General features: G+C 74.0%; 21 protein-coding genes. 7 read left to right on the top strand and 14 right to left on the bottom strand.

Annotated features, from left to right (window positions below; genetic code table 11):
• Positions 1 to 52 precede the first annotated feature (52 nt).
• On the top strand, positions 53 to 1,057 hold the full coding sequence (dapD, locus tag ACFWJ4_RS23215; protein WP_359909952.1) for a 2,3,4,5-tetrahydropyridine-2,6-dicarboxylate N-succinyltransferase: 1,005 nt from the start codon (positions 53 to 55) through the stop codon (positions 1,055 to 1,057).
• 92 nt (positions 1,058 to 1,149) lie between these two features.
• Here dapD and helR read toward each other — a convergent pair whose 3' ends face one another.
• Positions 1,150 to 3,306: an RNA polymerase recycling motor ATPase HelR gene (gene helR, locus ACFWJ4_RS23210; RefSeq protein ID WP_380546596.1), complete on the bottom strand. Its 2,157-nt coding sequence runs from the start codon at positions 3,304 to 3,306 to the stop codon at positions 1,150 to 1,152.
• 466 nt (positions 3,307 to 3,772) lie between these two features.
• On the opposite strand from helR, the gene ACFWJ4_RS23205 reads away from it, so the two are divergent.
• Positions 3,773 to 4,009 (top strand): hypothetical protein, encoded by a 237-nt coding sequence (locus tag ACFWJ4_RS23205; RefSeq protein WP_380546594.1) that lies wholly within the window; start codon positions 3,773 to 3,775, stop codon positions 4,007 to 4,009.
• Here ACFWJ4_RS23205 and ACFWJ4_RS23200 read toward each other — a convergent pair.
• From ACFWJ4_RS23200 to ACFWJ4_RS23175, 6 genes are all read right to left on the bottom strand, one after another.
• Positions 3,955 to 4,668: a DUF6099 family protein gene (locus ACFWJ4_RS23200; RefSeq protein WP_380546592.1), complete on the bottom strand. Its 714-nt coding sequence runs from the start codon at positions 4,666 to 4,668 to the stop codon at positions 3,955 to 3,957. The two genes, ACFWJ4_RS23205 and ACFWJ4_RS23200, sit on opposite strands and share 55 nt — an antisense overlap.
• A gap of 167 nt (positions 4,669 to 4,835) precedes the next feature.
• Complete coding sequence (locus tag ACFWJ4_RS23195) at positions 4,836 to 5,276, bottom strand: nucleotide pyrophosphohydrolase (RefSeq protein ID WP_380546631.1); 441 nt, start codon at positions 5,274 to 5,276, stop codon at positions 4,836 to 4,838.
• A gap of 8 nt (positions 5,277 to 5,284) precedes the next feature.
• A complete protein-coding gene (locus tag ACFWJ4_RS23190) occupies positions 5,285 to 6,724 on the bottom strand; it encodes an AAA family ATPase (protein ID WP_380546590.1) in 1,440 nt (479 codons plus the stop codon).
• A 145-nt stretch (positions 6,725 to 6,869) separates the two neighbouring features.
• Positions 6,870 to 7,709, bottom strand: a complete 840-nt coding sequence (locus ACFWJ4_RS23185; protein WP_380546588.1) for a putative RNA methyltransferase — start codon at positions 7,707 to 7,709, stop codon at positions 6,870 to 6,872.
• 173 nt (positions 7,710 to 7,882) lie between these two features.
• Positions 7,883 to 8,737, bottom strand: a complete 855-nt coding sequence (locus ACFWJ4_RS23180; RefSeq protein ID WP_380546586.1) for a RimK family alpha-L-glutamate ligase — start codon at positions 8,735 to 8,737, stop codon at positions 7,883 to 7,885.
• Positions 8,734 to 9,663, bottom strand: coding sequence for a RimK family alpha-L-glutamate ligase (locus ACFWJ4_RS23175; RefSeq protein WP_380546585.1), 930 nt, complete (start codon positions 9,661 to 9,663; stop codon positions 8,734 to 8,736). The genes ACFWJ4_RS23180 and ACFWJ4_RS23175 overlap by 4 nt, the downstream gene beginning before the upstream one ends.
• 238 nt (positions 9,664 to 9,901) lie before the next feature.
• Here ACFWJ4_RS23175 and ACFWJ4_RS23170 point away from each other — a divergent pair, with 238 nt between their 5' ends.
• Positions 9,902 to 10,750, top strand: coding sequence for a GNAT family N-acetyltransferase (locus ACFWJ4_RS23170; RefSeq protein ID WP_359909925.1), 849 nt, complete (start codon positions 9,902 to 9,904; stop codon positions 10,748 to 10,750).
• 129 nt (positions 10,751 to 10,879) lie between these two features.
• On the opposite strand, the gene ACFWJ4_RS23165 is transcribed toward ACFWJ4_RS23170, so the two are convergent.
• The 4 genes from ACFWJ4_RS23165 to ACFWJ4_RS23150 form a co-directional block, all read right to left on the bottom strand.
• Positions 10,880 to 11,308, bottom strand: a complete 429-nt coding sequence (locus tag ACFWJ4_RS23165) for a fic family toxin-antitoxin system, toxin component (RefSeq protein ID WP_359909922.1) — start codon at positions 11,306 to 11,308, stop codon at positions 10,880 to 10,882.
• Positions 11,305 to 11,541, bottom strand: coding sequence for a toxin-antitoxin system HicB family antitoxin (locus ACFWJ4_RS23160; RefSeq protein WP_049659744.1), 237 nt, complete (start codon positions 11,539 to 11,541; stop codon positions 11,305 to 11,307). Before ACFWJ4_RS23160 ends, ACFWJ4_RS23165 begins: the two co-directional genes overlap by 4 nt.
• A gap of 161 nt (positions 11,542 to 11,702) precedes the next feature.
• The gene (locus ACFWJ4_RS23155; RefSeq protein ID WP_380546583.1) at positions 11,703 to 14,351 is read right to left on the bottom strand and encodes a collagenase; all 2,649 of its coding nucleotides are present in this window, start codon (positions 14,349 to 14,351) and stop codon (positions 11,703 to 11,705) included.
• Positions 14,352 to 14,504: 153 nt separating this feature from the next.
• The gene (locus ACFWJ4_RS23150; RefSeq protein WP_380546581.1) at positions 14,505 to 15,455 is read right to left on the bottom strand and encodes a LysR family transcriptional regulator; all 951 of its coding nucleotides are present in this window, start codon (positions 15,453 to 15,455) and stop codon (positions 14,505 to 14,507) included.
• A 380-nt stretch (positions 15,456 to 15,835) separates the two neighbouring features.
• On the opposite strand from ACFWJ4_RS23150, the gene ACFWJ4_RS23145 reads away from it, so the two are divergent.
• The gene (locus ACFWJ4_RS23145) at positions 15,836 to 16,030 is read left to right on the top strand and encodes a hypothetical protein (RefSeq protein ID WP_380456687.1); all 195 of its coding nucleotides are present in this window, start codon (positions 15,836 to 15,838) and stop codon (positions 16,028 to 16,030) included.
• Between the two features lie 98 nt (positions 16,031 to 16,128).
• On the opposite strand, the gene ACFWJ4_RS23140 is transcribed toward ACFWJ4_RS23145, so the two are convergent.
• Together ACFWJ4_RS23140 and ACFWJ4_RS23135 are read right to left on the bottom strand one after the other, a co-directional pair.
• Positions 16,129 to 17,478 carry a class I SAM-dependent RNA methyltransferase gene (locus ACFWJ4_RS23140; RefSeq protein ID WP_380546629.1) on the bottom strand — a complete coding sequence of 450 codons (1,350 nt, stop codon included), beginning with the start codon at positions 17,476 to 17,478 and terminating at the stop codon, positions 16,129 to 16,131.
• 386 nt (positions 17,479 to 17,864) lie between these two features.
• Positions 17,865 to 19,940, bottom strand: coding sequence for an APC family permease (locus ACFWJ4_RS23135; RefSeq protein ID WP_380546579.1), 2,076 nt, complete (start codon positions 19,938 to 19,940; stop codon positions 17,865 to 17,867).
• A gap of 248 nt (positions 19,941 to 20,188) precedes the next feature.
• On the opposite strand from ACFWJ4_RS23135, the gene ACFWJ4_RS23130 reads away from it, so the two are divergent.
• Complete coding sequence (locus ACFWJ4_RS23130; protein ID WP_359909907.1) at positions 20,189 to 20,857, top strand: TrkA family potassium uptake protein; 669 nt, start codon at positions 20,189 to 20,191, stop codon at positions 20,855 to 20,857.
• The gene (locus ACFWJ4_RS23125; RefSeq protein ID WP_359909904.1) at positions 20,857 to 21,528 is read left to right on the top strand and encodes a TrkA family potassium uptake protein; all 672 of its coding nucleotides are present in this window, start codon (positions 20,857 to 20,859) and stop codon (positions 21,526 to 21,528) included. Before ACFWJ4_RS23130 ends, ACFWJ4_RS23125 begins: the two co-directional genes overlap by 1 nt.
• 57 nt (positions 21,529 to 21,585) lie before the next feature.
• Here the strand turns inward: ACFWJ4_RS23125 and ACFWJ4_RS23120 are convergent, their stop codons facing one another.
• On the bottom strand, positions 21,586 to 22,953 hold the full coding sequence (locus ACFWJ4_RS23120) for a cryptochrome/photolyase family protein (protein WP_380546577.1): 1,368 nt from the start codon (positions 22,951 to 22,953) through the stop codon (positions 21,586 to 21,588).
• A gap of 239 nt (positions 22,954 to 23,192) precedes the next feature.
• On the opposite strand from ACFWJ4_RS23120, the gene ACFWJ4_RS23115 reads away from it, so the two are divergent.
• Positions 23,193 to 23,926, top strand: a 734-nt coding sequence (locus ACFWJ4_RS23115; RefSeq protein ID WP_380546575.1) for an aldo/keto reductase, incomplete at its 3' end; no start/stop codon positions are given.

The raw sequence follows: 23,926 nt of genomic DNA, 5'->3' as shown, positions 1-23,926 counted from the left end.
GCCCGGCGGGCGTGTTCGGCACCGGGGCCCCGCATTGGTTAACGTGCACGGTGTGACTGCTGAATCCACCTCGCTCGAATCCACCTCCCCGGCGAACGGCGCCGTGGCCGCCGGTCTGGCCACCATCGCCGCCGACGGCACCGTCCTCGACACCTGGTTCCCCGCCCCCGTGCTGGCCGCCGAGCCCGGCCCGGCCGGCACCGTCCGCCTGACCGCCGAGCAGGCCGAGGCCGAGCTCGGCGCCGGCGCGGCCGAGGCGCTGCGCGCCGACGCGCGCCGTGGCGTCGAGGTGGTCGCCGTGCGCACCACCATCGCCTCGCTGGACGAGAAGCCGCTCGACACCCACGACGTGTACCTGCGGCTGCACCTGCTCAGCCACCGTCTGGTCAAGCCGCACGGCCAGAACCTGGACGGCGTCTTCGGCCTGCTGGCCAACGTCGCGTGGACCAGCATCGGCCCCGTTCCGGTGGACAAGGTCGAGCAGGCCCGCCTGGCCGTGCGCGCCCAGGGCGGCCAGCTGGCCGTGTACGGGATCGACAAGTTCCCGCGGATGACCGACTACGTCGCCCCGACCGGTGTGCGCATCGCCCACGCCGACCGCGTCCGGCTCGGCGCGCACCTGGCCGTCGGCACCACCGTGATGCACGAGGGCTTCGTCAACTTCAACGCCGGCACCCTGGGCACCTCCATGGTCGAGGGCCGGATCAGCGCGGGCGTCGTCGTCGGCGACCACAGCGACATCGGCGGCGGCGCCTCGATCATGGGCACCCTGTCCGGCGGCGGCAAGCAGGTCGTCTCGGTTGGCGAGCGCTGCCTGCTCGGCGCCAACGCGGGCATCGGCATCTCGCTCGGCAGCGACTGCGTGGTCGAGGCCGGCCTGTACGTGACCGCCGGCACCCGGGTCACCACCCCGGACGGCACGGTGGCCAAGGCCGTCGAGCTGTCCGGCCAGGACAACCTGCTGTTCCGCCGCAACTCGCAGAGCGGCGCGGTCGAGGTCATCGCCCGCTCCGGCTCCTGGGGCGGCCTGAACGCCGACCTGCACGCCCACAACTGACCTGCGGGCAGCGACTGTCGGGGTCCGGCGCCGGGCGGCGCCGGGCCCCGCTCGCGTCCCGGGGCCGCTCGCGCCTCGGGGTCCGCGCCGGCTCACGAACTCCTGAGGACCACCAGCCGCTGGGTCGCCCTGGTCATCGCGACATAGCGGTCGACCGCGCCCTCGACCCCACCGCCGAACGCCTCCGGATCCACCAGGACGACCAGGTCGAACTCGAGTCCCTTGGACAGCTCCGGGGTCAGCGACCGGACCCGCGGCCGCGCCTCGAACCCGGGGGCGCCGATCACACAGGCGATCCCCTCGGCATGGTCGGCGAGCCAGCCGTCCAGGACGGCGTCCAGCTCCGCCACCGACCCGTGCACGACGGGGATGCCACTGCTGCGGACGGAGGTAGGCACGTTGGCGTCCGGCAGCGCGGCCCGGATCGCGGGCTCGGCCTCGGCCATGACCTCCTCCGGTGTCCGGTAGTTGATGCTCAGCGAGGCCACCGTGGTCCGGTCGAGCCCGATCCGCTCCAACCTCTCCTGCCAGGACTCCGTGAAGCCGTGCCTGGCCTGCGCCCGGTCCCCGACGATGGTGAAGCTCCGGGACGGGCAGCGCAGCAGCAGCATCTGCCACTCGGCGTCGGTCAGCTCCTGGGCCTCGTCCACCACGATGTGCGCGAACGGCCCGGCGAGCGGTTCCGGGTCGGCGACGGGCAGGGCCGTCTCGTCGACCAGGGTGTCCTGGAGGTCGCGGCCGCGCAGCATCGTCACCGCGCCCTCGCCGTCGTCGTCGGCCTGCAGCAGGTCGCCGATGACGTCGGCCATCCGCGCGCGCTCGGCGGCGGCCGCGGCCTCCCGCCGATGCCGGCGCCGGTCCGCCTCCGGATCGCCCAGCCGCTGCCGGGCCGCGTCCAGGAGCGGCAGGTCGGACACCGTCCAGGCCTGGGGCGCGTCCTTGCGCTGGAGCCTGCGGACATCCTCGGGTGCGAGCCAGGGCGCGCACATCCGCAGGTAGGCGGGCACCGACCAGAGGTCGCCGACCAGCTCGGCCGCGTCGAGCAGTGGCCAGGCCCGGTTGAGCGTCTCGACCAGCTCCCGGTCCTGCCGCAGCGACCGGCGGAACAGCTCGGGCGAGACCCCCTCGTCCTCGTCCAGCTTGTGCATCAGGATCGTGGCCAGCTCCTCCCAGATCTGCTCGCGGGCCTCGTTGTGCGGAGTGCCCGGGTCCGGCGCGTCGAACGCGTCGGACCAGTCCTCGGCGCTCAGCCAGAGGTCGGCCCAGTGGGTGGTGACCTCCAGCCCCTCGGTGGGCGGCTCCTCGTAGAACCGGACGGCCTTCTCGATCGCCCTCACCATGTCGGCCGAGGACTTCAGCCGGGCCGCCTCCGGGTCGGCCTCGGCCCCGGCCTTCGCCCCTTCGGCGACGAGGTCCCGCACGGTGCAGGTGCGCACCCCCTCCTCGCCGAGGCTCGGCAGGACGTCGGCGACGTAGGCCAGGTAGGGCTGGTGCGGGCCGACGAACAGCACGCCGCCCCGCCGGTGGCCGAGCCGGGGATCGGAGTAGAGCAGGTACGCGGAGCGGTGCAGGGCGACGACCGTCTTGCCGGTGCCCGGGCCGCCGTCCACCACCAGGGCGCCCCGGGAGCCGGCCCGGATGATGGCGTCCTGGTCGGTCTGGATGGTGGCCAGCACGTCCCGCATCCGGGCCGACCGGCCGCCGCCCAGGCCGGCGATGAACGCGGACTGGTCGTCCAGCGCGGCGTGCCCCTCCAGGGCCTCGGCGGTGAACACCTCGTCCCAGTAGTCGGCGATCCGGCCACCGGTCCAGCGGTACCGGCGCCGGCTCACCAGGCCCATCGGATCGGCGTGGGTGGCCCCGAAGAACGGCTCGGCCGCGGGCGAGCGCCAGTCGACCAGCAGCCGTCGGCCCGCGCTGTCGGTGAGGCCGAGCCGCCCGACGTACACCGGCTCCGGGTCGTCGGCGAGGACGACCCGGCCGAGGCACAGGTCCAGGCCGAAGCGGCGCAGGGCGCGCAACCGACCGGTCAGCCTGTGCACCTCGATGTCCCGGTCCATCGCCTCCCGGCCGAGGCCGCCCGGCGCCCGGCGCAGCGCGTCGAGGCGGTCGGACAGGCCAGTGATCGCCTCTTCCAGGCTCTCCGCGACGGCCGCGAAGTGCCGCTCGTCCTCGCCGATCAGTGCCGGGTCGGCCTTGGCGGCGAGGCGGGCGGGAAGGTCGAACGCACTGGTGGTCCGGTTGTTCATGGCATCAGCTCCGATCTGAGGCCTGCGATTGTGCGCCAGCACGGGGGCCTTGCCGCAAGACCCCCCGTGCGCTATACGTTGAGAGTGGCAAGGGGTGGGTTCTCCCCCGGGTCGTCCCGGTTCATCCCCGGCTCCTTTCCGGGCATGTCGACCACGCCGGGCTCCGCATCACCGATCGCATCCCCGCTCCGCGACGCCCGGGGCCCGCTCCGCAACGCGCCCGGGGGCCGTTCCGCGCCTAGCCGAGGCGGCACCGCGACGGCAACCCCGGCTCACCCGGGAGGCTTACCCCGCAGCGGAGTTGGACCGCATCGGGTGGTGTCCGGGTGACGGCGTCCGGAGCGGTTCGTTGGGTGCTACGGCGGGGGTGGGTGCCCCGGTGGCGGGCGACTGCCGCCTCCCGCCGTGCGGTCCGAGCCACCGTCGGCCGCTCCACACCGCACCACCGATGCGAAGAGGTCCCGTCATGTCCGAACCATCTGCCACGCCGCAGTTCCCGAGCAGCCCGACGGGCTCGGCCGACGGCACCTCGGCCGGACCCGCCAGCCCCAAGAGCCTGCTGGAGCAGATGCAGGAACTGCTCGCCTCCGTTTCCGCGGACCTCGCCGAACTCCAGGGCTCCGTCCCCGGGAACGCCGACTCCACCGCCTATCCGACCGGCACGGACACCTCCGGAACCTCGGACACGCAGGGCACCCGGTAGCCCTCCACCGGTTCCTCCTCGGCCGGCCCGCCCTCACCGGGCGGGCCGCCGCCGGAGAGCGAGCCACTGCGGCTCGCGGCACCGCCACCACCACCGCCCGACGGACCGGTGTCGCCCGGCGGGCCGAGCCGGACCACCAGTAACGGCGCCCCGCCGCCGACCTGCTCCCGCTCCCGCTCGGCCCCACCGAGCGCCGCGGGCTGCGCCTCCCCGGCCCGGACCGCCGCCTCACGCAGCCGTACGGTGAGGTCCTTGCACTCCGACACCGCGTCCACACCGTCGATGCACGTCCAGTAGAGGCTCTCGGTGTCCGCCCCGCAGGCGAGCACCACCAGCGTCTCGCCGACGTCCCGGAGCAATCCGTCCAGCGCCCCCAGGGCCGGCGCCAAGTCCCCCAGGTCGGTGAGCCGCGCCGCCCGACCCCCGCTCACCAGGGCGGCCCGGACGACGGAGCGGTCCAGGCAGACCGCCGCGTGCGCCCCGGCCTCGGACAGTTGCTGCCCCAGCCCGGTCAGCTCCTCGTCCTCCGACTCCGCCAGCCTGGCGCCCACCGCCTCGGTGAGCAGCGCGGCCTGCCGCGCCTCGGCCAGCACATCCGGTACGTGCCTGGCCTCGGCCAGGGCGTGCCGGGCCGTCTTGATCAGTCGCAGCGCCTCCATGGCCACCGCTCCCCTCGCTCGCTGTCGCCGTCGACCCGGGCCGCCGGGAGGGGCGGTCCGAGGGGCGACGGCTGGTCACGGCGAAAGCGTGCGAGGAAGAGCGCGGACGTGCATCCACGGTGTCAGAAGCTGTGGAAAAGTCGGGGGCTGTGGATGAATTCCTTCCCTCACAAGGGTTGGTCGCCCACGTCCGAATTGACGCCGAGCACATTTTCACCGGCGCCGACCGCGTTTTCACCGCCGACGACCGCGTGTTCACCGCTGTCGACCGCGCCCTCCGGCACCGGGAAGCGGAGTTCGTTCCGCTCGATCTTGGCCGCCAGGGCCTCCAGCGGATCCACCCCGACCGCGGTGCAGAACTGCAGCAGGTACGCCAGCACGTCCGCGACCTCGTCGTGCACCCGGTGCGCGCGGTCCGGGTCGGACATCACCGCGCCGGCCTGCTCGGGCGTCAGCCACTGGAAGATCTCCAGCAGCTCCCCCGCCTCCACGCTCAGCGCCGCCGCCAGGTTCTTCGGGGTGTGGAAGGGCTCCCACCGCCGGGCCGCCGCGAAGTCCACCAGCCGCTGCCGCAAGGCCTCAACGGTGGGCTCCGCCGGCCCCGTCACTCGTTCGCTCACCCCTCCAGGTCTACCGCATCAAGACCCGCCGCCCCACCGTCCACCGGAAACGCCCCGCTGCCGGCCGGAGCTGCCGCGAGCCCGGCCGGCCCCTCCGGTGCCCCCGCCGACGGCTCCGTCAACCCCGCCGCCGACCGGCCCGCGCCCGCCGCGGCCCCCTCGTCAGCCCCACCCCCGGCGTCCCCGACCTCCCCGGCCGCCTCCCCGCGCCCGCCCTGGACCGGCACCCGCGCCGTCTCCGTCCGCAGCACCGTGAACCCCGAGTCGGGATCCCGCCGACACTCCACCAGCACCATCCCGCCCCCGGGCGTGCCGCCCAGCACCTCCCGCGCCGCCGCCGGCTCCTGCAGGGCCGCGACCACCCGCAATTGGCGGCGCTCCGCCATGTCCCGGGCCAGCCGCAACAGCGTGGCGGCCTGCTCCGCGGAGAGCCCCGCGCCCAGGTCCTCGGCCAGCACGGTGAGCTGCCGGTGCGCCCAGGGCACCTCGGCGGCCACGTCGAGGTCGAGCACCCCGGCCCCGGTCAGCAGCACCGCGGCGAAGGCGAGGTGGCGCAGCATGCCGTCGGAGGCCTGGTCGGCCCCGGTGCGCCCGAGGACGCCCTCGTCGAAGACGGCGAGGACCTTCCGCACGCCCGCGCTCTCCCGCTCGGCCAGGGTGAGCCCGAGCAGCGGGTGCGGCGCGGCGGACTGCACCGCGCGCAGCAGCTGCCCGTACCGGCGCGGGCACTCGTTGCTCAGCCGGGCCACGACGGCGGAGATGTTGGCGGCGTTGCCGCGCAGCCGGGCCTGCGGGTCGGCCCGGGCCCAGCCGCGCATCAGTGCGGGGACGGGGTGCAGCGGGAAGACCTCGCGCAGCGCCGTGAGCAGGTCCTCGGTGGCGGCGAGGACGAGGCACTCGCCGGCCGACGAGCCGGCGACCCGCAGCGGCAGCTGCGCGGTGATCATCGTGCCGCTGGGGAACGGCGCCCGGATGTCGCCCTGGCGGGTGTCGTTGTGCCAGCAGACGTTGACCCGCCGGTTGCGGACGTCCTGCTCCCCGGTGTCCATCAGGGTCCGGCCGTCGAGGGTGAGCGACTCCCGGGCGATCCGGACCGGGCCGTCGGTGCGGATCACCACGTCGAGCCGGATCAGGCCGTGCGGCGAGCGGACGGTGCAGCCGAGGATGATCGCGTCCCGCCCGTGCGGCACGCACCCGTCCAGGCCTCCGCGGACGGGCTCGGCGAGCGGACCGGTGCGGTCGGGCAGCCCGTCCAGCGAGTCGGCGATCTCCTCGCCGAGGGCGAGCCGGGAGAGCACGGCCAGCGCGTCGAGGGCGTTGGACTTGCCGACCCCGGCGGGCCCGTGCAGCACGGTGAGGGGCGCGAGCGGCAGCACCGCGCGCCGGTAGGACTTGAACGAGGTGAGCCGGAGCTCCTCGACGGTGGGACGCGGCACGGGCGGCCGGTCGGGCCGTGGGGCGCCCGTTCGGAGGTGGGACGGCCCTGCGGGCCTGGTGGCGTCGCGGTTCACCTGTCGGACGTTAGCCGCAGGCCGACCGGAAGAAACGTGCCTGCGCGGCAGATTCATCCCAACGTGGCGCTCAGCGCCGGTACGCGGCCACCGTCACCGAGGCCGTCACCTCGACCGGCTCCGGCAGCTCCGCGAGCGTGGCACCGAGCCGCTCCGGATCGGTGTGCCAGGCGCTCGGCCCCATGCCGACGACGGTGCGCACGTCCTGCGGGCCGAGCCGCAGGGTGAACTCGACCTCCCGCCGCCCGGCGGGCTCCAGGTACGGTCCGAGCTTCTCGTCGATCCGCCGCTGCTTCTCCTCGTCCACCGACAACAGGCCCAGTGCGTCGACGAGTTCGCGCAGGTGGCGGGCGGTCGGCGAGACCAGCAGCAGGGTGCCGCCGGGGCGCAGCACCCGGCGGATCTCGGGCCCGTTGCGCGGGGCGAACACGTTGAGCATCAGCTCGGCCGAGGCGTCCCGCAGCGGCAGCGGGCGCCAGGCGTCGCACACCACGGCGCCGATCCGGGGGTGCGCCTTGGCGGCGCGGCGCAGCGCGAACTTGGAGATGTCCAGGGCCGCGCCGACCGTGCCGGGCAGGGCGTCCAGGACGTGCGCCAGGTAGTGGCCGGTGCCGGCGCCGAGGTCGGCGACCAGCCCGCCGGGCTCACCGGCGACGACGGCGGAGGCCGCCCGCGCCAGCGCCTCGGCGATCGGCCGGTAGTGCCCGGCGGCGAGGAAGTCCGCGCGGGCCGCGACCATCTCGGCGGTGTCCCCGGTGCCGGTGTGGGCGTCGCCGGCGAGGAGGCTGACGTAGCCCTGCTTGGCGAGGTCGAAGCTGTGCCCGGCCGGGCAGCGCAGGCTGCGGTCGTGCCGGGTGAGGGCCTGCGCGCAGTGCGGGCAGGCCAGGTAGCGCTCGATGTCCTGGAGCAAGGTTCCGTCTTCTCTCGCCGTACGCCCCGGCCGGTCGGGGCGCCAGCCAGCCTAACGACCCCGACGGACCCGCGCCCCGGGCCGCCATCCCAGCCCAGCGCCGACGGACCCGCGCCCCGGGCCGCCACCCCGGCCCAGCGCCGACGGGCCCACGCCGGCCACGCCCGCCGGCCCTACCCCACGCCCCTCCCGAGTCCTGCGAGCGCCCGCCCCGCGGGGCCCCGCCGCGCGCGGTCCTGCCCCGCGAGCACCGGCCCCCGCTGCGCCCCGACCCGCAGCGCCAACGCCACCAGAGCCTCCGGCGCGCCGGGGCGGCCGCGCACCCCGGGAAAGGCGTTGACGTCCACGATGACCGGCTCGGCGGGCCCGTCGAGCAGGTCGACCCCGTACACGTCGAGCCCGAACACCTCGCCGACGCGCAGCGCGAGCGCGGCCCGCGCGGCGGACGGCTGCCAGTCCTCCGCCCGCCCCGACTTCCCCGTGCCGGTGGCGAGCTCGGACTGCCGCCGGGCCGCGAACACCTGTCCGTCGACCACCCACAGCTTCTGGTCCCAGCCCGTCCCCGGGACGAACGGCTGCGTGACGACCGGCTCCTCGGGCCAGCGCTCGGCGAGTTCGCGCAACCGGGCCGGGCCGTCCACCCGGGCGACCAGGTCGTGCCGCCTGCTGTGCCGGCTCTTGACCACGAACGGGTAGGCCGGATCGGCGAGTTCGCCCAAGCGTCCGGCCGCGTCCGTGGCCGCGAAGGGCAGCCCGGCGGCGCGGGCGAGGTCGGCCATCCGCACCCGGTCCTGGCACAGCCCGGTGGCCGCCGCCGAGTTGACCACCGGCACGCCCCGCCGCTCCAACTCCGCGGCCAGCGCCAGCGCCTGAGGCGTGCGGGCCTTGAGCAGGCAGACGTCGGCGAGCCCGGTCACGGGCCCGGCGGGCGGGACGACCGCCACCTCGTGCCCCCGGCGCACCAGCAGTTCGGCCGCCGAGGCCAGCACCGGATGCCCCGGGTCGCCGGTGATCAGTCCGACCTTCACAGCAACTCCCCCTCACCGAAGCCGAGTTGACCGTAGGAGTCGCCGCCCGCGGGCACCAGCTCGACCGGCCCGCCGGGCACCAGTTCGGCGGGCCCGCCGGGCACCGACACGGCCGTCCCGCTGCGCGCGAGCCGCAGCACCGCCCGGGAGACCCGGGCCACCGCGTCCGGCACCTGCCGGAAACTCGGGAAGTCGTTGACGTCCACCACCACCGGCCCGTCCGGCCCCAGCAGCACGTCGACCCCGTACAGGTCCAGCCCGAACACCTCGCCGACCTGCGCCACGATCCGCGCGACGCTCCCCGGCAGCGGCACCTGCCGTTCGCGCACGCCCTGCCCCGGGTGCAGCGGGGAGGAACGTTCCGTCGCGAAGAGCTCGCCGTCGACGCAGTACACCTTGAGGTCGGTCCCGGAGTTGGGCACGTACGGCTGGGCGATCAGCAGCCCCTCCCCCGCCAGCTCCGGCCCGACCTCCAGCAACTGGTCGGGGCTGCGCACCAGCCGGACGGCGCGCCCGGAGCTGCCGTCGGCGGGCTTGACCACAAGCGGGTACTCGGCGGCCGGGATCTCCGCCAGCCGTTCCCAGCGCGCGGCCGCGTACGTCACCGGGACGGGCAGCCCGCGGGTGCGGCCGATGACCGCGGCGAGCGCCTTGTCCCGGACCCCGCGGATCGAGCGCACGTCGTTCACCGTGGTGAGGCCGACGGCGGCGGCCGACTCCAGCAGGGTCAGCCCGGGCCCGCCGGACACGGTCTTGAGCACCCAGGCGTCGTGACTGCCGGCCCGGACCTCCTCGGAGATCGCCAGCAGCGAATCCCCGGGGCGCAGCACGTCCACCCGGTGTCCCCACGCCGTGAGTTGGCGTGCCACGTCGAGCGGCATGCCGTCGTGCCGGTAGTGTTCCTCCACCAGAAAGCAGAGCCTCATGGGCCTGTCTTCCCCCTTGCCTCGCCTAGTGCAGACGTCCGCCGTCCCCCTCGGCAGAGCTGTAAAGCCTTCAGCATGCACGCTGTGTTCGCACAAGATCGCTGCGAGCGGGTAAGCGTTCGGCAACAATCGGCCCCCGGGGAGACGTCGAGGGGCACCGGGGAGGCGGCGAGGGACCCCGGGACGTGCCCCGGAAATCCGGTGGCACCGCGCCACAGCCCCTGCTTGGATGCACGCCGTGACCCCTGTTGATCATGTTCCCGACCGCCCCCTGCTCGACGAGATCGAGCGCTACTACGACGCCGTGCCGCGCAGCGCCGCCCGCACCGAGGACTTCGGACCGCTGACCCTGTTCGTCCGCGACGGGGGCGGCTGGCCGTACTACGCCCGCCCGGCCCTCGGCCACGGCGGCCCGGCCGCCACCGCCGAGGACGTCCGCCGGGTGCTGGAGCGGCAGCGGGAGCTGGGTGTCCCGGAGGCCTTCGAGTGGGTGGCCGAGCAGACCCCGGAGCTGCGCGCGGCGGTCGAGGCGGCGGGCCTGACGGTGCACGAGCACCCGCTGCTGGTGCTGGGCCCGCAGGACGAAGCGGCCCCGGCGCCCGAGCTGCCGGAGCCGGTGGAGGTCCGGGTGCTGGCGCCGGACGCGCCGGAACTGGCGGCCGCGCTCGCCGTCCCGCACCTGGCCTTCGGCGATCCGGGCACGGCGGTCGGCCCGACCGGTGCGGCCGAGCTCGCCACGGCCGCGGCGCGGCTGACGGCCGACGGCACGGCGGAGCAGGTCGCCCGGCGGATCGCCGCCGGCACCACCGTGCTGGCCGCGGCCCTGGAGGACGGCACGGCCCTGTGCGCCGGCCAGCACAACCCGGTGGGCCCGGTCACCGAGGTGGCCGGGGTGGGCACGCTCCCGTCCGCGCGCCGCCGCGGGCTGGGCCTGGCGGTCACCGCGGCGCTGGTCGCGCACGCCCGGGCGAACGGGGTTCGGACGGTGTTCCTGTCCGCCGCCGACGAGGACGTCGCCCGGATCTACCGGCGGGCCGGCTTCCGCACCTTCGCGACGGCCCTGATCGCGGAACCCGCCGCCCAGTAGGAGCCCGCCCGGCAGCAGCCCACCGCCCAGAAGCAGCCCGCCCGGCAGCAGCCCACCGCCCAGTAGCAGCCCGCCCCTCAGCGGCCCCGCCGCCCGGCGCCCCGGGGGCCCGGCCGAGGACGGCGCCGATCAGTCGTCGTCCTCGTCCTCCTCGTCCGCCCCGGTGACCTCCTCCCCTTCCGCCTCGTCCACCATCCAGGCCGCCAGCCGCTCGGCGACGCCCGACACCCCGAGCCGCCCCTCGCGGATGGCCCGGGAGAGGCTGCGCACCTCGCGGGCGGTGGTGGCAATGGTGCAGCCGCTGGCGACCAGGTAGGCGTAGGCGACGGCGGTCGCGAAGAGTTCGTTGGTCTTCTCCAGGGCTGGCACCCGGATCAGCTGGTGCATCAGCGCGGCGGCGCGGTCCTGTGGTTCGGGGTAGACCGCGATGTCGAATATCTCGGCCTGGTGGCGGGTGACGGCCGCGAGCAGCGAGCCGTAGTCGGTGACCTGCGGGTCACCGGGGGTGTACTGCTCGGCGGTCATGAGCAGCCACGAGAGGTCGACCTCCAGCTTCAACGGCGCACGTCCTGGAGGTCGCCGGGCTCCCCGAACTCGGCGAGGAAGGCCGACTCGTACTCCTTCATGAACTGCGCGGCCGCGTCCACGAAGGCCCGCCCGGACTCGCCCATGTCCTGTTGGACCAGGCGCTCGATGTACTGGTTCATGGAGATCCCCTGCTGCTCCGCCCGTTCCCGGGCCATCTCGGCGGTCGTGGCGTCGACCCGCACGTTCAGCTGCTTCTTACCCATGCCGTTCAAGCTAGCGCTCAAGTGCTAGCACAACAAGGGCGCGTGCACACCGCCCGCACACCTGCCGCACGCCCCCGCGCAACCTCGCCGTCACCGGGACGCCGAACGGCCGGGCCCGCGGCGGCTGCCACGGACCCGGCCCGCGCCGGAAGGGAGGCGGATCAGAACTGGGTGCTGACGGTCACCCCGCTGAAGTCGGTGTTCGCGTAGAGGCTCACGTAGCGGTAGCCCGCCGTCGGGTTGGTCACCGTGATGCTCTGGGTGGTGCCCGGGTTGGTGGACGAGGCGGTGTACGCGCTCGGCGAGGCCCAGGTGCTCTCGTTGTAGTACAGGGAGGCGGTGCCGGTGCCCCCGGAGGTGGTGATCCTCAGGGTGCTGGTGCCGGCCGGCAGGTAGACGTACAGGTAGTCCAGGTTGCCGGCGGTCGCCGCCAGGTCGGCCCGCGAGCAGTTCTTGCCGAGCGCGTCGGCGCGGGGGTCGGTGCAGGCCGGCGGGGTGGTGGGGCCGCCGCCTCCGCCGGTGGTCACGGTGACGGAGGTCGGGGTGCTGGCGGTCCTGCCGGTGTCGTCGGTGACGGTCAGCGCGACGGTGTAGGTGCCGGCGGCCGCGTAGGTGTGGCTCGGGTTCTGCTGGTCGGACGAGCCGCCGTCGCCGAAGGTCCAGTGCCAGGCGGTGATCCGGCCGGGGCCGGTCTGGACGGACTTGTCGGTCAGGGTGACGGTCGGGCCGTTCACGGTCTGGCCGAACAGCGCGGTCGGGCCGGCCGCGTAGCAGGCGCCGCCGGCGCAGGCGTCGAGCCAGGCGTCGAAGTCGGCGTCGTAGCCGGTGCCGATGCCGTTGTAGACCGCGTAGCCGCCCTGGTAGTCGCCGGTGCGGAAGTGCGCGAGCACGGAGTCGATGTCGGCCGGGTGCTTCTCGAACATGTACCGGACCGCCAGGTAGCCCCACGGGTAGGTGCGCACGGTGTCCGAATTGCCGTACGTGTTCTGGAAGATCGTGCTCAGCTTGTACGTGTGCCTGGCGGCCTCGGCCATCGCCTGGGTGTCGGTGGTGCCGCGGTAGGCGTAGGACTCGTACTCGGCGACGCCCTCGATCCACCAGATGTCCGGGACGGAGATCTCGGTGGAGAAGTTGCCCTTGAGGTCGTAGATGTTGTCCAGGTAGTGGGTGTACTCGTGGTTGAGGTTCCACACGTTGGCGGTGAAGCCGTCGTTCCAGGACTTCTGGTACATCACGCACACGGCCCGGTTGTTCGGGTCGGTCGGGTCCATGACGGTCTGTCCGCCGTTGTCGGTGGAGTTGTTGAAGATCGCCCAGGAGTAGGTCAGGTAGTCGGCCTGGTTGGCGAAGACCGCGAGGGTCAGCTCCTTGTCGTACTGACCGGGGATCGGCCCGTTGTCCTTCACCAGCTTGTGGAAGAAGGTGTCCTCGCCGCGCAGGCTGGCGCAGACCGCGGACAGGTCGGCGGGCGGGAGCGCCTCGGTCAGGATGGTGCGGTTGTCGCAGACCAGCTGGTTCGGCAGCACCGCGGCGGTCAGCTTGGCCGGCAGGTCGCAGGTGCCGTAGTACGAGCACTGGCCGGGGTCGAAGCTGTTGGCCTGGTACGCGGTGTGGACGTACAGCGGGCCGGTGGCGCCGGTGATCCGGGCGCCGTCGAGGACGGCCTTGACCTTGCCCTTGACCGCGGCCTCGACCGCCGGGCCGTCGCCGGCCATCCGGCCGAGGTCGTTGCCCGCGTTGACGTCCAGGTAGGCGTTGGCGGTGCCGAGCAGGTCCTTGTGGTTCAGGGCGAAGTCGCCCAGGGTGGCGCCGATACTCGGGTCGGCGCCGACCGCGCTGACGAAGTCGGGGTTCCAGTTGCCCCGCCACAGCGGTGCGGAGAGCACCGCGTTGACCGCCTTGAGCATCTTCGGGAAGGCGTTGTACGAGTTGTCGTACGACGTCAGCACCTGCTTGTAGACGCCCAGGTAGCTGCCCTGGAGGTTGGCGCTGTCGGTGAGCACCAGGACCTCGTTGAGCACGGTGCCGTTGCCGTCGCTCACGTCGGTGCGGTGCGGCGCGGCGAAGAACGCGTCCAGGGCGGCCTTGGAGGCGCCGGTCAGGGCCGCGTCGTACGGGCCGACCGCCCCCGCGTTGTTCGACTGCACGTACCAGCCGGCCCGCTGGAAGAGCACGAGTTGCAGGATGCCGGTCGAGTTGTCGCCGGTGTAGCCGCCCGCCGCGTTCTGGAAGGCGTTGGCGACGGTGAGCATCTTCGCTTCCTTGAAGACGGCGCCCGCGTCCGTGCCGGTGACGTTGAACAGCGTGTTGACGCAGTCCGGGGTCGAGGCCTCCAGGAAGGAGACCAGGTCGGCCCCGCTGCGGCTGCCGAAGTCGGCCGGGGTGCAGCTCTGCGCGGTGGCGGCCGCGGCGGCGGCACCGCGGGCCGCGAGGGGCTGCTTGACCGGGGACGTCTTCGGCCCGGCCGGGCGCTGCGCGGTCTGCACGGCGGTGCCGGCCGGCTGGCCCATCACGAGCTGCCCGAGCAGCGCCGGGGGCAGCGGCTTGGCGACGGGGGCGGGTTCCTCGGCCGCACGGGACTGCTCGACCGGGTCGACCGTGAGGAAGGCGCCGAGCGGCTTCGGCAGGGCGGAGCCCGGGTCGGCCGCCGGGGCGCCGGCCGCGGGCCGGGCGCTCGCCCCGGAGGCGGCCGGGGCGGCGGGAGCAGCCGGGGCGGCGAAGGCGGCCGCGGCGGGCAGCAGCGTGGCGGCGGCGCAGCAGCCGGCGACGAGGCCGGCCAGCAGGGTGGGGAGTGGTATCCGTGGGCGCACTGGTGGGTCCTTCTCCTGTGGGGGGAGGCGCTGGGAGGACTGCCGAGGCGTTGGGGGAACGCGTCATGATCCTGCCAGCGGCGGAGGGTCGGAACAATGTCACAGGTCATATGACATAGCCCTGTCCAGCCATAACACCGCCCGCCCCGACCGCTAAGGCCGGTACGTCCGTGCGGCCCACGCCTGGAAGCTCGGCGCCGCCGCGATCAGGTCCCGGTACGCCGCGGCGGCCGCCCCGAGCAGTGTCTCCACCACCTCCCCGCCCACCCCGGCCGGCCGCCAGACCAGCAGTTGCCGGACCCAGATCGGCGTCCCCGCGAGCGGTTTGACCACCACCTCGGCGAGCGGCCGGGTGGTGGCCTGGACGACGGAGATGCCGAGCCCGGCGGCGATCATCTCCTGGAGCTCCAGCCGGCCGCCGAGGAACTCGTGGACGGTCGCCGGGGCGAACCCCGCCGCGGCGCAGGCCCCGTGGAACACACCGTGCCAGCCGGCCCCGTCGTCGGGGGCCAGGAACCACTCCTCCTCCGCGAGGTCCGCCAGCGCCACCTCGGTGCGGTGCCGCAGCCGGTGGCCGGCCGGCAGCGCGACGAAGACGGGCTCGGTGACGATGCCGCGGTGCGCGACGGACGGCGCGTGGCGCAGTTCCCGGCCCGGGTAGTCCACGGCCACCGCGGCGTCGGCCTCGTCCCGCTCCAGCAGCTCGACGATGTCGGAGGAGCGGTGGACCGACGTCAGGGTGAGGCGCTGCCCGGGCCGCTGGTGCCGCGCCCTGGTGACCAGTCCGGGCAGCAGCGGCGAGCTGGTCGCCGCCAGCCGCAGCTCGCGCGGGACGGGCCCGGCCGGGGCCTCCGGGCGGCGGCCCAGACCGTCGGCGCGGGTGAGCAGCTCCCGGGCCGCGGCCACCACCTCCGCCCCGAAGCCGGTCGGCGCGACGCCGACGGTGGTGCGTTCGAACAGCGGGGCGCCCAGGTGGCGCTCGATCCGGCGCAGCTGGGTGCTGGTCGCCGGCTGCGAGGCGCCGAGCAGGACGGCGGCCCGGCCGACGCTCCCGGTGTCGGCGATCGCGCACAGCACGCGAAGGTGCCGCAGCTCCAGCTCCATGACGCTCCCCCTCGCGCACCCGGCCGGCCCCGGCCGACGGCGTGGGGCGGCTGCCGTCACGGGCGGTGCGACGGCATACCGGCGCAACGGCACGCCGGTACAACGGCACACATCACATGTCAGCGGCTCACCTTCGCCCCGGGGAATGACCTCGTCAAGCCCTCTCCCGGGGCCCGGCGGCCTTGCGCGCACCATCTTTTACCAGCACATTGCCGGCACCTGACCTTCCGCCCGGTCCGGGCCGCCCGCGCCCGCTCCGCCCCACCCCCCACCCCGCCCCGCCGGGAGGGGCGGGACTTGAAGACCGACCCGCCGTCCGGGAGGCTGAAGACCCCCCTGCGTTCCCCCGAGCGGGCGCCGACCGGTGCGGAGGCCTACCGATGACAGCCATGTTCGACCAGGAGCTGCGCGAGCAGCTCGCCCAGGCCCGCCGGGACCTCGCGGCGGCCCGGGCCGAGGAGGACGCCGACGGCGTCCAGGCCTACGAGGGCCGGGTCGCCGCGCTCCTGCGGCTCGCCGCCCAGCACGGCATCGACCTGCCGCACAGCGTCGACGAGGAGGAGCACAACGAGTAGCCGGCCCCGGACACGTCAGGAGGCGGCCACCCCGAACGGGTGACCGCCTCCTGCCGTGACTCCCCAACGCCCGGAATCAGCCCGGAATCAGCCCGGAATCACTGCCCGACCGGCTCCAGGATCGCCACGCACTCGAAGTGGTGGGTCATCGGGAACAGGTCGAAGGCCCGCAGCGACACCGGCCGGTAGCCGCCCTCGCGGAAGAACTTCAGGTCCCGCGCGAGCGCCGCCGGGTCGCAGGCCACGTACGCGATCCGGCGCGCCTCCAGGCCGACCAGGTGGGCGACGGTCTCGCGGCCGGCGCCCGAGCGCGGCGGGTCCAGCACAACCAGGTCGGTGGCGGTGATGCCGGTGCGCGGCAGCAGCGTCTCGACCCGGTCGCACTCGATCTGCACGTTGTCCAGCGCGGCCAGGTTGTGCCGGGCGTCGACCACGGCCTGCTTGGCGGACTCGATGCCGAGCACCGCACCGTCCTCGCCGACCCGGTCGGCCAGCGCGCCCGCGAACAGGCCGACGCCGCAGTACAGGTCGAGCGCGTTCTCGCCCCACTGCGGGTCCAGCCCGTCCAGCACGGCGTCGACCAGGGTGTCCGGCGCCTCCGGGTGGATCTGCCAGAAGCCGCCGTTGCTGATCCGCCAGGTCCGCCCGGCGGCCCGCTCGCGCACGAAGCCGCGCCCGTGCACCTTGTGCACGTCGCCCTGCTCGTCCACCCGGGCGATCGACACCGGCTTGTCCAGCTCGACCAGCGGCAGCTGGGCGCCCGGCCGCGGGGTGAGCACCACCTGGCGGTCCGAGGAGCCGGTCGCGGCGATCACCTCGACGCTCGCCACCCCCGGCCAGTCGCGGGCCTCGATGCCCAGCTCGGTGACGCCCTCGGCGGCGATCAGGCAGCGGTCCACCGGCTGCACGTCGTGCGAGCGGTGCTTGCGCAGGCCGACCTTCCCGGTCCCGGCGTCGACCGCGTACTGCACCCGGGTGCGCCAGGCCGGCACCTGCCCGGCCGGAAGCTTGCCGCCGACCGGCTCGACGCTGCCGTCCCAGCCCGCCTCGGCCGGGGTGAGCCCGGCGAGCTTGGCCAGCTGCTCGGTCAGCACCGCCGCCTTGAGCTTGCGCTGCCCGCCCGGGGTGACGTGCTGCCAGTCGCAGCCGCCGCACTTGCCTGGACCGGCGAACGGGCAGGGGGCCTCGATCCGGTCCTTGGACGGCTCCAGCACCTCCACCGCGTCGGCCCGCAGGAACCGCGAGGTGGTGGTCCCGTCGGTCACCAGTGCGACGACCTTCTCACCGGGCAGCGCGTGCCGCACGAACAGCACCCGGCCCTCGTGCCGGGCCACGCAGTGCCCGCCGCCGTGCGCGACCGGGCCGACCTCGACCTCGTAGCGCTGCCCGACCAGCGGCTCCCCGGACGGCGTCCCGGGCCGCGACGGCCGCGCGGCGCCGGCGCGCAGCGCCTTGGGCGGCCGCACCGCCTGCTTGCGCGGCGCCTTCCGGCCGGCCCCGGCAGCGCCCTTCGGCGCGTCCTGGGCGGCACCCTTGGCGGCGCCCTTCGGCGCGCCCTTGCCGGAGGCCTTGCCGGCGGACGCCTTGCCCGCGGACGTCTTGCCGGCGGACGTCTTGCCCGCGGCGCCCTTGCCGGCGGCGGGCCCGGCGGGCTCCCGGTCCTCCCGCTCGCCCGGGACGATCGGCGCGGTGCGCGCGGTGAGGCCGTCGCGATCGGTGGCCTCCGGACGGGCCGGCCGGCCCCAGCGCGGCCGGGAGACCTGCCCGGGCTGGGAGCCGCCCCGGCGGGCGCCCTTGCCGGAGGAGCCCGAGGAACGGGGCGGAGTGTTGCGGGTCACTGGGAGGAGTCCTTGCTGCGGTCGGAGGTGTCCCCGGCGTTCGAACCGGTGGAGACGGAATCCTTCGACTTTACGGCCTTCGGCGCGCGTGGCTCGCCACGCCGGACGGCACCCGGCGCCGACCAGGCCTTCTGCGGCTTGCGCCGCTCCGAGGACTCCAGCTGCCACGGTACCGAAGTGACCATCACACCGGGCTTGAACAGCAGCCGCCCCTTGAGCCGCAGCGCGCTCTGGTTGTGCAGCAGGTGCTCGTACCAGTGGCCGACCACGTACTCCGGGATGTAGACCGAGACCACGTCCCGCGGGCTGCTGCGCCGCAGGTTCTTCACGTAGTCCAGCACCGGCCCGGTGATCTCGCGGTACGGCGAGTCCAGCACCTTGAGCGGCACCTCGATGCCGCGCTCGTCCCACTCCCGCCGCAGCGCCGCGGTGTCCGCCGGATCGACGTTGACCGTGACGGCCTCCAGCGTGTGGGCCCGGGCCAGCCTGGCGTACGCCAGGGCGCGCAGCGCCGGCTTGTGCAGCTTGGAGACCAGCACGATGGCGTGCACCCGGGTGGGCAGCACCACGTCGTCCGGCTCCTCGGCGGCGATGAGCTCGTCGGAGACCCGGTCGTAGTGCCGTCGGATGCCCTTCATCATCACGAACAGCACGGCCATCGCGGCGATCGCGATCCAGGCGTGGCTGATCTTGGTGACCAGGACGACGATCAGCACGGCCATGGTCATCACCAGGCCGAAGGCGTTGATCGCCCGGCTCCGCTGCATGTGGCGGCGCTTGGCCGGGTCGGTCTCGGTGCGCAGCAGCCGGGTCCAGTGCCGGATCATGCCGGACTGGCTCATGTTGAAGGCGACGAAGACGCCGACGATGTAGAGCTGGATCAGCCGGGTCGGGTCGGCGTCGAAGGCGAGGATCAGCAGGATCGCGGCGATCGCCAGCAGGATGATGCCGTTGGAGAAGGCCAGCCGGTCACCGCGGGTGTGCAGCTGGCGCGGCAGGTAGCGGTCCTGGGCGAGGATCGAGCCGAGCACCGGGAAGCCGTTGAAGGCGGTGTTGGCGGCGAGCACCAGGATCAGCCCGGTGACGGCCGCGACGAAGTAGAAGCCGGGCGTGAAGTTGTTGAACACGGCCTCGCTGATCTGCGCCAGCGCGGTCTTCTGGTGGTAGTCCGGCGAGGTGCCGACGAGCTGTTCGGCCGGGTTCTCGGCCATCTGGACACCGGTCAGCCGGGCCAGCCAGATGATGCCCATGAACATCACGACGGCGATGCTCGCCATCATCAGCAGCGTGGTGGCCGCGTTCTTGCTCTTGGGCTTGCGGAAGGCCGGCACGCCGTTGGAGATCGCCTCGACACCGGTGAGCGCGGCACAGCCCGAGGAGAACGCCTTCAGCAGCAGGAACACCATCGCGAAGCCGGCCAGCGAGTCGTTGCCGGGAGTGGCGGCGAGGTGGAACCCGGCGCTCTCGGCGGGCATGTCCTGGCCGAGCACGAAGTGCCGGAACACCCCGTAGCCGACCATCCCGATCACGCCGACCATGAAGGCGTAGGTGGGAACGGCGAAGGCGCTCCCGGACTCGCGCACGCCTCGCAGGTTCATGCCCATCAGCAGCACGACCACGATCACCGACAGGACCGGTTCGTGGCCGCGCAGCGCGGGCACCGCGGAGACGACGTTGGCGACGCCCGAGGTCGTCGACACGGCCACGGTGAGCACGTAGTCGACCATCAGGGCGCTGGCGACCACCAGACCGGCGGCCGGACCGTGGTTGACGGTCGCGACCTCGTAGTCACCGCCACCGCTGGGGTAGGCGTGCACGTTCTGCCGGTACGAGGCGACCACGGCGAGCATCACGATCGCCACGACGACGCCGATCTGCCAGGAGAAATGGATCGCCGAGGCGCCCGCGATGGAGAGGGTGAGCAGGATCTCCTCGGGGGCGTACGCGACCGAGGAGAGCGCGTCCGAGGCGAACACGGGCAGCGCGAGCCGCTTGGGCAGAAGCGTCTCGCCCAGCTTGTCGCTGCGTAGGGCGCGCCCGATCAGGATGCGTTTCGGAAGGTCAGTCGGCATAGGCACGTTAAGGAATCGTAGGGGCTCCCCGGTCAAGGCTCCGCCGTTTGTCCCCCCCTTCGTCGCGACTGCGTTCGGTGGACCGGCTAGCGTGTCGGATACGAGTCGGCGGGCAACACTCTGGTTGTCGAGCGTTGCCGGGTCGGCGCCCCCACGAGGAACCTCGTCCCGGACGACCGGGCGGGAAACGGAGCTGAACGGTGTTTGCGCAGGTCAAGGCCCCTTCGGGACGGGTGAGGTAAGCGCCGGTGCACATCGTGATCATGGGCTGCGGCCGCGTGGGCTCCGCCCTCGCCAGAGCCCTGGAGAAACAGGGCCACTCGGTGGCCGTGGTCGACCAGGACCCGACCGCGTTCCGCCGGCTGGGCGCCGGGTTCAACGGCCGCCGGGTCACCGGCGTCGGCTTCGACCAGGACACCCTGCGCGAGGCGGGCATCGAGGAGGCGGGCGCCTTCGCCGCGGTCTCCAGCGGCGACAACTCCAACATCATCGCCGCGCGGGTGGCCCGGGAGAACTTCGGCGTCGAGAACGTCGCCGCCCGGATCTACGACCCCCGCCGCGCAGAGGTGTACCAGCGCCTGGGCATCCCCACCGTCGCGACGGTCCGCTGGACCGCCGACCAGATGCTGCGCCGACTGCTGCCGAGCGGCGCCGAGCCGCTGTGGCAGGACCCGAGCGGTGGCGTGCAGCTCGCCGAGGTCGCGTACGACCCGCGCTGGATCGGCCACCGGATCAGCAGGCTGGAGGAGGCCTCCGGCACCCGGGTGGCGTTCGTCACCCGGCTCGGCGAGGGAATGCTCCCCTCGCCGCAGATGGTGGTTCAGGAGGGCGACCTGGTGCACGTGATGCTGCGCCGGGCCGACCTGACGGCCGTCGAGGCCGCGTTCGCGCAGGGACCGAAGGAGGAGGGTCACTGATGCGGGTCGCCATTGCCGGGGCCGGTGCCGTGGGCCGCTCGATCGCGGGCGAGCTGCTGGAGAACGGCCACGAGGTCCTGCTGATAGACAAGAACCCCAACTCCATCTCGGTGGAGCGGGTTCCGATGGCGGAGTGGCTGTTGGCCGACGCCTGCGAGATCACCTCGCTGGACGAGGCAGCGCTGCAGCGCTGCCACGTGGTGATCGCCGCGACCGGTGACGACAAGGTCAACCTGGTCGTGTCGCTGCTCGCCAAGACCGAGTACGCGGTGCCGCGGGTGGTCGCCCGCGTGAACAACCCCAAGAACGAGTGGCTCTTCAACGAGTCCTGGGGCGTGGACGTCGCCGTCTCCACCCCGCGGCTGATGTCCGCGCTGGTCGAGGAGGCGGTCAGCGTCGGCGACCTGGTCCGCCTGATGCGCTTCAGCCAGGGCAACGCCAACCTGGTCGAACTGACCCTGGCCTCCGACACCGAGCTCGTCGGCATCCGGGTCGGCGACGTGGCCTGGCCGCAGGACACCGCGCTGGTGACCATCATCCGCGAGGGCCGGGTGCTGGTGCCGGGCAAGGACGACACCCTGGAGGGCGGCGACGAGCTGCTCTTCGTCGCCGCGCAGGAGCGCGAGGAGGAGCTGGAGCAGCTCCTCTCGGCGACCTCGGGCGCCCAGTAGCCCCGCGGGCACAGCGGAAGGGGGCCCCCCCCCCCGCGGGGGGGCCCCCGGCCGTGCTCAGTCCAGGCCCCGGGCCTCGCGGAAGCGGACCGTGAGGGCGTCCGGGGCGATGAGCGGGGCCGGATAGTCGGGGGCGGGGTCGAGCAGCCAGGGGCGGTGGACGGCGGGGCCGGGCAGGTGGGCGAGTTCGGGCACCCAGCGCCGCACGTACGCCCCGTCCGGGTCGTACCGGTCGGCCTGGCGCAGCGGGTTGAGCACCCGGTTGGGGCGGGTGTCGGTGCCGGTGCCCGCGACCCACTGCCAGTTGAGCTGGTTGTCGGCCACGTCGCCGTCGACCAGCAGCGACAGGAAGTGGGCGGCGCCGATCCGCCAGTCCAGGTACAGGCACTTGGCGAGGAAGCCCGCCGTCAGCAGGCGGGCCCGGTTGTGCATCCAGCCCTCCTCGGCGAGCTGGCGCATTCCGGCGTCGACGATCGGGTAGCCGGTGCGGCCCTGCCGCCAGGCCTCGGCCTCGCGCTCGTCCCGGTGCCAGCGGTCGTCCCTGGTGCGGTAGTCCCGGTGCGCGGCGTCGGGGCGGGCGGCGAGGACCTGGTGGTGGAAGTCGCGCCAGGCGAGCTGCCGGACGAAGGCCTGCGCCCCCTCGCCGTCGTGCCGCAGGGCGCGTTCGACGAGTTCGGTCGGGGACAGGCAGCCGAAGTGCAGGTACGGGGAGAGCCGGGAGGTGGCGTCGGCGGCGAGGTCGTCGTGCACCCGGGCGTAGGCGTCGACGTCCCAGCGCCGCCACCGCTCCCTGGCCGCGCTCTCGCCCCCGGGCGGCAGGGCGGGCGAGAGCGGCCCGGTGAGCAGCAGGTTCTCGCTGCCGATGCCGCCCGGGGTGTCGAGCGCCCGGGGCGCGCCGAGCACCGTGCGGCGGGGCGCCTGCTGCCAGGCGCGGTGGTACGGGGTGAAGACCGCGTAGTGGTCCCGGCCGGCCGGGGTGATCCGGCCTGCGGGGACGACCGTCACCGAGGCGTCGTGGACGTGCAGGCGCTCGCCGAACACCTCGCGCAGCCGGGCCTCCCGTCGGTGCGCGAAGGCACTGACGCCCGCGGCGATGTGCACGGTGACGGGAGCGGGACCGCCACCGGCATCACCCTCGGCCGCACCTTCGGCCTCGGCCTCGGCGGCGACCCGGGCCGTCTGCTCGGCGGGTTCGCCGCGGCGCACGATCAGCCGGGAGCCGATCCGGCGCAGCGAGGCGTCCAGGTCGGCGAGGCAGTCGGCCAGGAACGCCTGCCGGTTGGGCGCGGCGAATCCGGCGTCCTCGACGGCCGGGTCCAGGACGAACAGCGGGACGACCCGGTCGGCCGCGGACCGGGCGGCGTGCAGCACGGGGTTGTCGTGCAGCCGCAGGTCCTGGGTGAACAGGGCGATCGATACGGTCACGGGCGGGGCCTCACAGGTGGTGCCGTCGGGTGTTCTGATTGCTTCTACCGCTTCAGCTGCTTCTCCCCGGATGTTCGGAGCCGCCCGCGGTGCGGATTGGTCCCAACGGCCCCGCGGGTCCGGTCGGCGGGCCCGCGTTCGGTAGGCGGCGCCTCGACGGCGGGTCGTGAGCCGGCAGCGGTGCGTGGTGCGGCAGCGGTGCGTGGTGCGGCCGGGGCGTCGCGTGAGAGGCTCGCTCCATGGAACAGCGTGTACTCGGCCGCTCCGGCCGCCCCGTCTCGATCGTCGGACTCGGTACCTGGCAGCTCGGCGCGGACTGGGGGGACGTCCGCGAGGAGGACGCCCTGGCCGTGCTGGAGGCCTCGGTGGAGGCCGGCGTCACTCTCTTCGACACCGCCGACGTCTACGGCGACGGCCGCAGCGAGCGGCTGATCGGCCGCTTCCTGAAGGACCGCCCGGACGCCGAGGTGTTCGTCGCCACCAAGTTCGGCCGCCGGGTCGAGCAGCGGCCCGAGCACTACAACCTCGCCAACTTCCGCGCCTGGGCCGACCGTTCGCGGGACAACCTGGGGGTCGAGCGGCTGGACCTGGTGCAGCTGCACTGCCCGCCGACGCCGGTGTACTCCTCGGACGAGGTCTTCGACGCCCTGGACACCCTGGTGGAGGAGGGCCGGATCGCCGCCTACGGGGTGAGCGTGGAGACCTGCGCCGAGGCGCTGACGGCCATCGCCCGCCCGAACGTCGCGAGCGTCCAGATCATCCTGAACGCGTTCCGGCTCAAGCCGCTGGAGCAGGTGCTGCCCGCCGCCGAGGCGGCCGGTGTGGGAATCCTCGCCCGGGTGCCGCTGGCCTCGGGCCTGCTGTCGGGCCGGTACGACGAACACACCGTCTTCGGCGCGGACGACCACCGCACCTACAACCGCCACGGCGAGTCCTTCGACCAGGGGGAGACCTTCTCCGGGGTGGACTTCGC

The organism is Kitasatospora sp. NPDC127067 (genome assembly GCF_042724755.1).
GTDB classification, from domain to species: Bacteria; Actinomycetota; Actinomycetes; order Streptomycetales; family Streptomycetaceae; genus Kitasatospora; species Kitasatospora lactacystinica.
The sequence above is the reverse complement of the archived record's forward strand: the minus strand, read 5'-3'. Positions and strand labels throughout refer to the sequence as shown.